A 12,078-nucleotide genomic window follows, 5' to 3' on the forward strand; every position below is an offset into this window, starting at 1 on the left:
GATGACGGGGGTTGGGGATGGGCATCGGCGGCGCGGTATGGCACGTGAGCGGTGGCGACGGACCGGTGGGCGAGATCCTGATCGACGAGGCCGACTTCCCCTGGCTCGCGGGCCGCTTCACTCCCGGTCCGGGATATGAGGCGGTGCGCGACCTGTTCGCCCGGGAGCTCGCCCTGCTGGAGCGGGATCAGGAAGAGGAGGTTGAGGTCTGGGAGACGGCGTACGACGAGATCCGCAGCCGTGTCTCGCTGTCGTCGCCGGACGGCCCCGTCGCCGAGTTCCTGCTGCACATCGAGGGGGACAGAGCGTGGTTCCGGTGGAGCGAGGAGCCGTTTGACGACGAGTGACGCGCCACCTGACTCAGGGCAGGACACTCACAGGGCTGCGTGCCGCGTCGCGCAGGCGGGTGGCGTCCTTGCTGGGGGGTGCGCCGAACTGACGGCGGTACTCCCGGCTGAACTGTGACGGGTTGTCATAACCCACGCGCTGACCGACCCCGGTGACGTCGCCCGGGTGGGTCGCGAGCAGCAGCCGGGCCTCCTGGAGCCGGATCTGCTTCTGGAACTGGATGGGGCTCATCGCGGTCACCGCCTGGAAGTTGCGGTAGAAGGCGGAGACGCTCATGCCGGACATCCGGGCCACGTCCTCGACCCGGAAGGGATCCGCGTAGTGCTCGCGGATCCAGCGCACGGCCCGCGAGACATGACTGAGGCTGCTGTCGGCCAGGCCCAGCTGCCGGACCGTCGCCCCCTGCTCGCCGGTGATCACACGCCACAGGATCTCGCGCTTGACCAGCGGCGCGAGGACGGCACGGTCGCGGGGCTCGTCGATCAGGCGCAGCAGCCGGACCACCGCGTCGAGCAGCGCGGCCGGAGCGTCGGTCACGGCGATCCCCGAGGGCGGACCACCGCCGAGCCGGGGCGTGGTTCCGGGGCCGGCCTGGAGCAGCAGCTCGGCCACCGCGGAGGGGTCCAGCGTGAGCCCGAAGCCCAGCGCGGGATGCTCGGGATCGGCCCCGGTGAACTGGCCCGTGACCGGAAGGTCGACCGACGCCACCAGATACTGCCCGGCGCCGTACTCGAAGACGCGATCGCCCAGCGCGAGCCGTTTCGCGCCCTGGGCGATGACCGCGAGCACCATGCCGGTCATCGAGGGCGCCGGCGGATCCGACCGGTCGACCTTCGAGATGAGGACACCGTCGATGGGGGTGGTCCAGTCGGGACGCGCGTGCCGGTCCAGCAGCGCGCGGAGCTCTTCCAGTGGCATACGGCCATTGCAGCACGGTTGCGCCCGGCGGCTCCCGAAGGCGAGAGGATCGTGCAAGTGCAAGCGAGCATCGTTCTAACGTTTCCGCAGGTCAGATGGGTTGAATGGAATCAGTTCACCGGTTCCGTCCACTCAGAGGAGAGACCATGAAGATCGCCATCGTCACCGGCGCCAGCTCCGGTATCGGGCAGAGCGCCGCCGTCGAGATCGCCAAGCGCGGGGTCGGCGTCATCCTGACCTACGGCAAGAACGCACGCGGCGGCCTGGAGACGGTCGCCGCCATCGAGGAGGCGGGCGGCACCGCCGTTGCGCTGCCGCTTGACGTCGGCGCGAGCGACACGTTCGACGCCTTCCGCGACACGGTCGCCGGCGTGCTCAAGGAGACGTGGGGGCGCGACTCGTTCGACTTCCTGGTCAACAACGCGGGGATCGCGCATGCGGCGCTGATCGAGGACATGACGGAGGACATGTTCGACCGGCTGGCTCGGGTCCTGCTCAAGGGGCCGTACTTCCTGACGCAGAAGCTGCTGCCGCTCATGACGGACGGCGGCGCCGTCGTCAACACCAGCAGCAGTTCGGCGCGTGTCACAACCGGCCTGGAGCCCGGCTACTCCGCGTACGCCAGCATGAAGGGCGGCCTGGACGTGATGACCCGGTACATGGCCAAGGAGTTCAGCGGCCGCGGGATCCGGGTCAACGCCGTGTCGCCGGGAGCCACCCGCACCCGTCTCGCCGACGACGCCTTCACCCGGTTCCCCGAGGTGATCCCGGGCATCGCCGCGAAGACCGCGTTCGGCCGGGTCGGCGAACCCGACGACATCGGCGCGATGATCGCCACGCTCGTCTCCGACGAGAGCCGCTGGGTGACCGCCCAGAACCTCGAGGTCTCCGGCGGCTACGACCTCTAGAGCCGACCAGCCGACCAGCCGACCAGCCGACCAGCCGACCAGCCGACCAGCCGCCGACCGTGCGGCCGATCAGCCCTCGCTCAGCAGCCGATCGGCGGCCGGTCAGCCCTCGTCGAGCAGTGTCTCGGCCTCGGCCAGGATCTCGGTGACCCGCAGTCCGAACGCCGCGTCGCACGGGTGCGGTTGCCCCGTGCGAGCCGCGGTCAGCAGCGCGTCGGCGGCCCGGGTCAGGGCGGACACCGCGGTCTCGGTGCTCTCCGGCAGGAGCGTGACCCCGGCCGTGCCGCGCAGTTCCACCGCCGCCCCCGAGGCGGCGGGTGGGGCCGTGAGGCTCAGGGCCAGCGTGCTGGACGCCCCGCTGACGTGGTCGAGGACGAGGTGGACGGTGTCGCCGGGGCCGTGCGCGGCCGCCGTCACCCCCCGCGCGTCACCCAGGACCGGAAGCAGCACCGACAGCGCGTGCGGGCCCACGTCCCACAGCGCGCCCTTCTCGCGCCGCCACGGAGAGTCCGCGAACGGGCTGTCGTCACCGCTGAACACCGCGCCGAGCCACTGCGCCCGTCCGGTGAACCAGCCGTCCGCACCCGCCTGTTCCGTGATCCATGCCGCGGTCTCCGGCTGGAATCGGGTGGTGAAGAAGACGACCGAGGCGACACCGGCCTCCGCCGCGGCCTCGACGACCGTCCGTCCCTGCTCCACCGTCGGCGCGAGCGGTTTGTCGAGCAGCAGATGGCAGCCCGCCCGCGCGGCCCGCGCCGCGAGGTCGGCCTGGATCGCCGGCGGCAGGGCGACGGCCACCGCGTCCACGTCGGCGAGCAGCGTGTCGACCTCGTCGTAGGCCCGCACGCCGTAGGTGTCGGCCAGTTCCTTCGTGGGCGCCGTGCGACGGCCCCACACCCCGACGAAGTCCAGCTCCGGGTGCCCGCTGAGGGCGGGAGCGTGCGCCATCTGTGCCCACGGGCCGGTGCCTAGCAGTCCGATGCGCATGCCGCCGCCTCTCACTGTGCCGGAAGATCCGGGACCATGCCTGTCCGCTCGGTCGAGGGTGAGCGTGCCATATCGACCTGGAGGCCGTGCAAGCGGATACCGGACGGCCGGGGGAGTCGGCCGGACCCGGCCGGCTCGCGACCGCACCCACCCGATCCCGGCAGTCCACGGATTCAGTGGCGCCGTCGCTGAATGCGTTCTCTTTCTTCTATTGGACCTCTCGCATGCGGACGGCGACGCTGGTGTGGTCCGGTACGGCCCGCGCTCCACGGTCCGTTCACCGGACGACAACGTTTTCCGCGCGACAGCCGAGAGAGGTCACGAGCCCATGCACACCCGCCGCATCGGGGATGTCGAGGTCAGCGCGATCGGTCTGGGCGGGATGCCCATGTCCATCGAGGGCCGCCCGGACGAGGCGCGTTCCCTCGCCACGATCCACGCCGCGCTCGACGCCGGCGTCACCCTGATCGACACCGCGGACGCCTATCACCGCGACGCCCACGAGGTCGGTCACAACGAGACCCTGATCGCCAAGGCCCTCGCCTCCCACGACCTGGGCAAGGACGTCCTCGTCGCCACGAAGGGCGGCCATCTGCGCCCCGGCGACGGCAGTTGGACCCTGGACGGCAGCCCGCGCCACCTGAAGGAGGCGTGCGAGGCGTCCCTGCGCCGCCTGGGCGTGGAGGCCATCGGGCTCTACCAGTTCCACCGGCCGGACCCGAGGGTGCCGTACGCCGAGTCCGTCGGCGCGATCCGCGACCTGCTCGACGAGGGCAAGATCCTCATGGCGGGGATCTCCAACGCGAACCCCGAGCGCATCGGGCAGGCGAACGAGATCCTCGGCGGACGGCTGGTCTCCGTGCAGAACCAGTTCTCCCCGGCGTTCCGCTCCAGCGAGCCCGAACTGCGCCTGTGCGACAAGCTCGGCATCGCGTTCCTGCCGTGGAGCCCGCTCGGCGGCATCTCCCGGGCCGGTGAACTGGGCTCCGCCTACGCCCCGTTCGCGCGCGTCGCCGAGGCGCACGGGGTGAGCCCGCAGCAGGTGTGCCTGGCCTGGATGCTCGCCAAGTCGCCGGTCGTCGTCCCCATCCCGGGTTCGAGCCGGCCCGAGACCATCCGGGACTCCCTCGGCGCGGTCGACCTCGTGCTCACCGCCGAGGAGATCGCGGAACTGGACGCCGTCTGACGCAACTCCGGGAATCCGTCCCGGATCGCGTAGGTACTCTCTCCCGGGACAGGATGGGAAAGCGCTTGCTGCGCAGGTGCCCGCAATTCATCCGGAACCTCGGGAAGGACAACGCCTGTGGCGTCGTCGCATGAGAGACCGCTCGACCACCGCTACCGGGACGAACACCCCGTCCGCACGCTCGCCTATCTGTTCCGCGCCGACCGTCACCGCCTCGCGGCGGCGGTCGGCGTCTTCACCGTCAAGCACAGCCCGGTCTGGCTGCTGCCGCTGATCACCGCGTCCATCATCGACACCGTCGTCCAGCACCAGCCGATCAGCCGGCTCTGGTTGAGCACCGGCGTGATCATGTTCATCCTGCTGGTCAACTACCCCCTGCACGTGCTCTACGTGCGTCTGCTGTACGGCAGCGTCCGCCGCATGGGTACCGGCCTGCGCTCCGCGCTGTGCACCCGCATGCAGCAGCTGTCCATCGGTTACCACTCCCGCGTCAGCGCCGGCGTGCTCCAGGCCAAGGTCGTGCGCGATGTCGAGACCGTCGAGCAGATGGTGCAGCAGACCGCGGAGACGGGGCTCGGCGCGACCACCGTCCTCATCGGCGGCCTGGTCATCATCGCCGTACGCACACCGGAGTTCGTGCCCGTCTTCCTCGTCGTCGTGCCCGCCGCCGCACTGGTCGTCGCCCGTCTGCGGGCCCGGCTGCGCACTCACAACGAGCACTTCCGCCACGAGGTGGAGACCCTCTCCTCCCGTGTCACGGAGATGACCCGGCTTATCCCGGTCACCCGCGCCCACGGCCTGGAGGGCAAGGCGCTGCGCCGCATGGACGGCACCCTGCACCGGCTGCTGACCTCCGGCATGCGCCTCGACCTCGTCAACGGCCGCTTCGGCTCGCTCGCCTGGGTCGTACTGAACGTGGTCGGCGTGCTGGTCCTCGCCGGCGCGGCACTGGTCTCGTACTACGGCGTGTGGGGCGTCACCGCCGGCGACGTCGTCATGCTGAGCGCGTTCCTGACCACCCTCACCAACTCCACGACCACGCTGGCGGGTCTGGCGCCGGTCATCACCAAGGGCCTGGAGTCGGTCCGCTCAGTCGGTGAGGTCCTCCAGGCCCCCGAGTTGGAGGACAACGAGGGCAAGGCCGAACTCGGTTCGCTGCGCGGTGCCGTGACCTTCGAAGGTGTCGGGTACGCCTACGACACGGGCCGCCCCGCCGTGCGTGACTTCACCCTGTCCGTCTCGCCGGGGGAGACGATCGCCCTCGTCGGCGCGTCCGGCGCGGGCAAGTCCACCGTGCTGAACCTCGTCATCGGCTTCATCCGCCCGACCTCGGGGCAACTGCTGCTCGACGGTACGGACATGAACACCCTCGACCTGCGCACCTACCGCCGGTTCCTGTCGGTCGTGCCGCAGGAGTCGATCCTGTTCGACGGCACGATCCGCGAGAACGTCGCCTACGGCATGGACGACGCCGACGAGGACACGGTGCGCGCCGCACTGCGCGACGCGAACGCGCTGGAGTTCGTCGACCGGTTGCCGCAGGGCCTGGACACCCTGGTCGGCGAGCGCGGGGCACGGCTGTCCGGCGGGCAGCGACAGCGGCTGGCCATCGCGCGGGCCCTGATCCGCGATCCGCGGGTGCTGGTTCTGGACGAGGCGACCTCGGCCCTGGACACCCGGTCGGAGGCGCTCGTCCAGCAGGCGCTGGCCCGGCTCCTGCACGGCCGCACCACCTTCGTGGTCGCCCACCGTCTGTCCACCGTGCGGGGCGCGGACCGGATCGTGGTGCTGGGTGACGGCCGCATCGAGGAGATCGGCACCCACGAGGAACTCCTGCGCAGGGGCGGGGCGTACGCGGCACTGCACAGCGGCCAGGTCGCCTGACGCACCCGTCCCGCCCGTTCCACCCACGAGATCGCGTGGAACGGGCGGGACGGGTGAGGCTACAGCAGGCCGACGACTCGGCCCAGTTCGATCCGGTCGATGCGCGGCGCCCACGCGGTCGGGTTGCCGAACGTCACCTTGTTCGCGCCCTCCTTCAGCTCCACGGGGACGCTCACCGTCCAGTAGTCGTCGGGGCTCCAGGTGTTCTTGAAGGTGACCTTCACCGGCTCGGCGTCGCCCACGGTGATGTCCGCCGTGCGGGACATGACGTCGGTGTTGTAGGCGTGGCCGTTGTCGCGCCGGTCGTCGTGCGCGTAGTGGACGACCAGCAGATGACGGCCGGGCCTCGGCGCCTCGACCGTGAATTCGGCCGTACTGGAGGGGCTGTTGCCGAGCCGGCCGATGCAGGAACCGGTGGAGGCGTACGACGATGCGACGAGCTCCGCCCCGCCCGCGAGGGCCGCGGCGGCGGCCGGGCAGCCGAGGGTGCCCTCGGCCGAGCCGTCGCCGGAGACGTCGAGGGAGCGGACGGCGGCATGCTCCGCGCGGACCGCGACGCGGTTGTTGCCCGCCGCGAGGTACAGCCGAAGGGGACGTCCGGGCAACGCCTTCACCCTCTCGCCGTGCAGGGCCAGCTCCACCTCCGACGACGCCCGCGGCACCACCGTGTAGTAGCCGTCGCGCGGGGCGTAGACGTCGAAGACGGCCTTGTCACCGGTCCCCAGTACCAGCGCACCCGTGCCGACCCCGGCCGACGAGGTGTAGTCGTACGACGGGCTGCCGCCGATGTCCGCCAGCGTGGCCTCGTACGAGGCGCTGGGCTCCCCGGCGCGGGCGGTCAGGTCGATGTGGTCGAGGGTGACCTCGGCCGTGCTCTTGGCGAGCGTCAACACGTGGGTGCCCGCGGACAGATGGACCTGAAGCTCCTTCCTGGCGCGGTAGGTCCAGTTCTGGGTGGACGGGTAGCTGACGGTGACCGGATCGCCGCCGTCGATGTGGAGTCGCTGGGTCGCGGGGGCGCCGGACTGGTTGCCGTAGAGGATCGCCAGGTCGTACGTCCCGTCGTGCGGCACCGTCACCGTGAAGTCGACCTTGCTGGTGGGCCGGTCGAGCGAGCCGACGTCCCGATTGCCGGAGGCGGCGTAGCCGTTGGGGTCCTCGACCGTGCCCTGGGTGCGGATCTCGCCGTCGGTGACGGCCGCGTCCTGAGCCTCGTACCGCGCGCTCCAGGGCACGTCGGGCGGGGCCGGGGTGCCCTCGCCGCCAGGGGTGAGGACGATCCGGTAGGCGGACATCCTGCGCAAGCCGCGCAGAGGCACGGTCACCGAACCGTCCTCGCCGACCCGCACCTTCGTCCGGGCCAGTACGAGGGGCGTCGCGTGCTGCCCCTCGTAACCGGACCAGGCCGCTTCGGCGACGGTCGCGGTGACCGTGTCGCCGAAGACGGACGGAGGGACGTTGCGGACCACGACGTCCGAGTCGCCGTCGGCACCGCCGAGCAGCACCTGGGCCTGGCGGCGCGCGGTGTCGAGGGACGCGAGGCCCTGGAGAGAGTCGACGGTGTTCGCCTGCGGCGGGCTCACCTCGACGGTGTCGCCGGTCAGTCCGGCGTACCAGCGGAAGAACCACCAGCCGCCGTTGGGGATGCCGGAGCGGACCACATGGCCGTTGAGGTTGCCCGCGGCGTCCCAGTAGGCCGTGTTGGCGTACACCTTGTTCCGCTCGAACATCGAGACCCACTGCACGAGTTGCCCGGGCACGGACAGATCGCGACGGTTGCCGTACTCGTCGATGTTGATCTTCAGCGGGGCCATGCCCGCCTCCCGCTCCAGGGAGCGGTAGTCGTCGTGGTGCGCCTGGAAGTCGCGCAGCGAGGCGGAGTCCAGCTCGTGCCAGGTGATCACCTGCGGCAGGACGTCCTCGCGCCGGGCGAAGGTGAGGAAGTCCCGCAGCAGGCGCGAGTGGTAGCCGGCCTCGTTGGGGCCGGCGATCCTCGCGGCCGGGTGGATGGCCTTGATGCGCCGGTACACGGTCCTCCAGTCCGCGAAGAAGCGGTCACGGTTGGCCTCGTACCGTGCCTGGTCGGCGACTTCGAGCTCGTACCAGATCTGGTCGGGCTCGTTGAACGGGATGTAGACGAAACGGTCGCTGTCGGGGTCCGCCGAGACGTCCTTGACGATCTTGTCGACCTTGAGGAGGTAGTCGTCGATGCCGAGGTTCTCGTACGGCCACTTCGCGTGGACGTCCTGCATCATCACCAGGATCTCGCCGCCGCCGGTGCGGAAGAACGACCTGGCGACGGTCAGCGCGTCGCCGCCCGGATGCTGGGCGCCGCCCTCCGGCTTCTGTGTGACGCTGGTGATCTTCAGCGGTTCCAGCGCGGCGTCGCAGGGCACTCCGTCGTCGCTGAGCCCGTACAGCGCGCCGTTGGCGCCGAGCAGCACCGGGCCCTCGGAGACGGCGAGATCCACGGTGAGGCGCTGCGGGTCCGGTGCCGGGACGGGGAAAGCGCTTGTCCGCATCACGTGCCTTTCGAGGAGGGTGGTTCAGGAAGCGGGACCCGCGACAGCGGCGCTCGTCGGGCGCGTTGCGGTCGCCGTCCGGGCGATCAGGGCTCAGGCGGTGGCGGGCGGCGGCCCGGAACTCTCCCGGACCACCAGCTCCGGAACCGACACGGGGCGCGGGACGATCTGCGTGGCCTCCTCCAATACGCCGTGCAGCAGGGCGAACGCGGCCCTTCCCAGCCCGGTGAAGTCCAGGCGTACGGTCGTCAGGGACGGGGTCAGATAGGCGGAGTGCGGGGCGTCGTCGAACCCGGCCACGCTGACTTCGCCGGGCACGGCACGGCCGCACTCGTGCAGCGCGCGCAGCACGCCGAGCGCGAGGTCGTCGTTGCCGCACAGGATCGCGGTGACCGCGGGATCCCGCGCCAGCTTCAGTCCTGCGGCGTGACCGCCCTCCGGACCCCAACCGCCCTGCACGGGAGGGGGTTCCGAAGCACCTGCGTCCCTCAGGGCCTGACGCCGGCCGGCGGTGCGGGCGCTCGTGCGGCGGGTGCTGGAAGGGATGGCGACGTAGTGGACCGTCTCATGTCCCAGGGAGAGCAGATGGCGCGTCGCCTCGTAGGCGGCCTCGCGGTCGTCGGTCCACACCCAGGGGCGGTCACCGCCGGGCGGGCTCGCCGGGGTCTCGACCACGCCCACGACCGGGAGCCCGGCCGGGACGGCATCGAGAGCCCGTACCCCGGCCGGGTCGTACGCGATCACGATCAGCCCGCCACCCGTGTCCGCCGCTCGCCGGATCTGGGCGGCGACGGCGGCCTCGTCGGCCGATTCCAGTACGCCGATACCGACGGTGTGGGACGCCGCACGCGCCGCATCCTCCACGCCCCGGAGGATGGATGCGTAGCCGTAGTGGGTGGTGTTCGCGGTCAGCACGGTCACGGCCCTGCTGCGGCCGCTGGCCAGGGCCAGCGCGGTGGCGTTGCGCCGGAAGCCGAGTTCGTCGATGGCGGCGAGCACCCGGTCGCGGGTGTCGGGCTTGACGCTGGGGTGCCCGTTGATCACCCGGGAGACGGTCTGGTACGAGACGCCGGCGGCGGTCGCGACGTCCCTGATGCTCGCCGGGCGCCTTGTGTGACCGGTCACATGCATGCCAGGATTGTTACCGGTCACATCGGGGCCGTCAAGAGGGGGCACCTTGTCCGGTAAGGGTGATGGGTTCAGTTGGGGCCACTGCGCGCTGCGTGCCGAGTTCGCCGTCGCCGCCGACGGAACTCCGCGACTCGTGGGCCTCGACCGTCCGGGCGGGCCGCGTCCGGTCGATCCCGAGTCCGCCCTCCCGCTGATCGAGTTGACGGCGCTCGGGCACGGCAGCGGCTGGTCCGGTACGTGCTTCACCGGCACTGCCCTCGGGACGCGGCTGAAGTACCGGGACCACCGCACCGGCAGGCGCGGCGACTGGAGGTGGCTGCACGTCGAACTCCACGACCCGGCGACAGGGTTGACGGCGTTCGTCGAGCTGACGTCCCCCGACGGACTCCCGGTGCTCCGCTCCCGGGTCCGGCTGCGCAACGACGGCGCCGGCCCTCTCGTCCTCCAGTCCGTCAGCAGCCTGCTGCTCGGCGGGCTCCCTGCGCCCGACGCCCTCGATGTGCTGCGGGCACGCAACGACTGGCTCGCGGAGTGCCGTTGGTACACCGAGCCGCTGCGCGGCACCGTGGCCGACATCAACCGTGCTGTCCACGGCCACGCCAGCCGTGCCGCCCTCGTCCTGGCCGGGCGCGGCAGCTGGCCCGCCGACGGTCATCTGCCGATGGGGGCGCTCACCGAGCGGGGCAGTGGGCGGACCTGGCTGTGGCAGGTCGAGTCCCCGGCCGGCTGGCGCTGGGAGCTGGGCGAGAGCGCGCACGGCACCCACCTCGCGCTGCACGGGCCCACCGACGCCGAGCACCAGTGGCGGGTCAGGCTCGGCACGGGCGAGGAGTTCACCACCGTGCCGGGTGTGCTCGCCGTCGGTTCCGGGCTCGACGAGGCGATGGGCGCAGTGACCTCGTACCGCCGGGCCGGACGCCGCCCGCACTCCGACCACGGCACGCTCCCGGTCGTCTTCAACGACTACATGAACACGCTCATGGGCGACCCCACCACCGAGAAGCTGCTGCCCCTGATCGACGCGGCCGCCGAGGCGGGTGCGGAGTACTTCTGTGTCGACGCCGGCTGGTACGACGACTCGGCCGACGGCGGCTGGTGGGACGGCGTCGGTGAGTGGCTGCCCTCGACGCGCCGGTTCCCCGACGGCGGGATCGCGGTGGTCCTCGACCGGATCCGTGAGCGCGGCATGGTGCCCGGACTGTGGCTGGAGCCGGAGGTCGTCGGAGTACGCAGCCCCCTCACCGCCGCACTCCCGCCGGACGCCTTCTTCCAGCGCGACGGCGTACGGCTCACCGAACAGGGCCGCCACCAGCTCGACCTGCGCCATCCCGCCGCCCGCGCCCACCTCGACGAGGCGATCGACCGGATCGTCGGCGAGTGGGGCGTCGGCTATCTCAAGCTGGACTACAACATCGTGATCGCCCCGGGAACGACGGCCCCCGGGGACCTCTCACCCGGCGCCGGGCTGCTCGGCCACGCCCACGCCTACCTGGACTGGCTCTCCGAAGTCCTGGACCGGTACCCGCATCTCGTGATCGAGAACTGCGCCTCCGGCGGGATGCGTATGGACGGGGCCACGCTCGCCGTCACCCAGCTCCAGTCCACCAGCGACCAGCAGGACCCGCTGCGCTACCCGCCGATCGCCGCCGCCGCACCGAGCGCCGTACCTCCCGAGCAAGGCGCCGTCTGGGCCTACCCGCAACCCGAGTACGACGACGACCTGATCGCGTTCACCCTCGGCGGGGCCCTGCTCGGCCGGATCCATCTGTCGGGCCATCTGGACCGTATGACGAAGCACCAACTCGCTCTAGTGCAGGCCGCGTTGGCCACCTACAAGACGATCCGCCGCGACCTGTCACGAGCCGTGCCGTTCTGGCCGCTGGGGCTGCCCGGGTGGACGGACGAATGGCTGGCACTGGGCATGCGGTCACCCGACGACCGCACGACATACCTCACCGTCTGGCGCCGTGGCGGACAGAACGAACTCCGTTTGCCCATCGACCGCTTGGCGGACCGCGAGGCGCGTGTGGAGATCCTCCACCCGTCCTCGCCGCCGGCCGGCTCGGTGGTCCGGGACGAGGACGGGGCACTGCGGGTGAAACTGCCGCGCGCACCCGGTGTTCTGCTGGTCCGCCTGTCCAGTACATGACCTGCAAGGCAACGGAGCGGTAACAGCAGGCAACGGAACGGGACT

9 protein-coding genes are annotated in these 12,078 nt (G+C 71.2%); 5 read left to right on the forward strand and 4 right to left on the reverse strand.

Going from position 1 to position 12,078, the window contains the following annotated elements; genetic code table 11:
* Window positions 1-17: 17 nt before the first annotated feature.
* On the forward strand, window positions 18-347 hold the full coding sequence (locus PGH47_RS39765) for a hypothetical protein (RefSeq protein ID WP_271667506.1): 330 nt from the start codon (window positions 18-20) through the stop codon (window positions 345-347).
* Between the two features lie 13 nt (window positions 348-360).
* Here the strand turns inward: PGH47_RS39765 and PGH47_RS39770 are convergent, their stop codons facing one another.
* Entirely contained in the window at window positions 361-1,266 is a 906-nt protein-coding gene (locus tag PGH47_RS39770; RefSeq protein WP_271667507.1) for an AraC family transcriptional regulator, read from the reverse strand.
* Between the two features lie 146 nt (window positions 1,267-1,412).
* Between PGH47_RS39770 and PGH47_RS39775 the strand changes: the two genes are divergently transcribed.
* Entirely contained in the window at window positions 1,413-2,174 is a 762-nt protein-coding gene (locus PGH47_RS39775) for an SDR family NAD(P)-dependent oxidoreductase (protein ID WP_271667508.1), read from the forward strand.
* Window positions 2,175-2,276: 102 nt separating this feature from the next.
* On the opposite strand, the gene PGH47_RS39780 is transcribed toward PGH47_RS39775, so the two are convergent.
* Complete coding sequence (locus tag PGH47_RS39780; protein WP_271667509.1) at window positions 2,277-3,161, reverse strand: Gfo/Idh/MocA family protein; 885 nt, start codon at window positions 3,159-3,161, stop codon at window positions 2,277-2,279.
* 328 nt (window positions 3,162-3,489) lie between these two features.
* Here PGH47_RS39780 and PGH47_RS39785 point away from each other — a divergent pair, with 328 nt between their 5' ends.
* Together PGH47_RS39785 and PGH47_RS39790 are read left to right on the forward strand one after the other, a co-directional pair.
* Complete coding sequence (locus tag PGH47_RS39785; protein WP_271667510.1) at window positions 3,490-4,347, forward strand: aldo/keto reductase; 858 nt, start codon at window positions 3,490-3,492, stop codon at window positions 4,345-4,347.
* 117 nt (window positions 4,348-4,464) lie between these two features.
* Window positions 4,465-6,231 (forward strand): ABC transporter ATP-binding protein, encoded by a 1,767-nt coding sequence (locus PGH47_RS39790; RefSeq protein ID WP_271667511.1) that lies wholly within the window; start codon window positions 4,465-4,467, stop codon window positions 6,229-6,231.
* A gap of 59 nt (window positions 6,232-6,290) precedes the next feature.
* Here the strand turns inward: PGH47_RS39790 and PGH47_RS39795 are convergent, their stop codons facing one another.
* Together PGH47_RS39795 and PGH47_RS39800 are read right to left on the reverse strand one after the other, a co-directional pair.
* Window positions 6,291-8,753 carry a CBM35 domain-containing protein gene (locus tag PGH47_RS39795; protein WP_271667512.1) on the reverse strand — a complete coding sequence of 821 codons (2,463 nt, stop codon included), beginning with the start codon at window positions 8,751-8,753 and terminating at the stop codon, window positions 6,291-6,293.
* A gap of 93 nt (window positions 8,754-8,846) precedes the next feature.
* Window positions 8,847-9,884: a LacI family DNA-binding transcriptional regulator gene (locus tag PGH47_RS39800; RefSeq protein ID WP_271667513.1), complete on the reverse strand. Its 1,038-nt coding sequence runs from the start codon at window positions 9,882-9,884 to the stop codon at window positions 8,847-8,849.
* On the opposite strand from PGH47_RS39800, the gene PGH47_RS39805 reads away from it, so the two are divergent.
* Window positions 9,883-12,033 carry an alpha-galactosidase gene (locus PGH47_RS39805; protein ID WP_443048600.1) on the forward strand — a complete coding sequence of 717 codons (2,151 nt, stop codon included), beginning with the start codon at window positions 9,883-9,885 and terminating at the stop codon, window positions 12,031-12,033. The genes PGH47_RS39800 and PGH47_RS39805 overlap by 2 nt on opposite strands.
* Window positions 12,034-12,078: the final 45 nt, after the last annotated feature.

Origin of the sequence: Streptomyces sp. HUAS 31 (genome assembly GCF_028198125.1) — a bacterium.
Taxonomy (GTDB): Bacteria; Actinomycetota; Actinomycetes; order Streptomycetales; family Streptomycetaceae; genus Streptomyces; species Streptomyces chartreusis.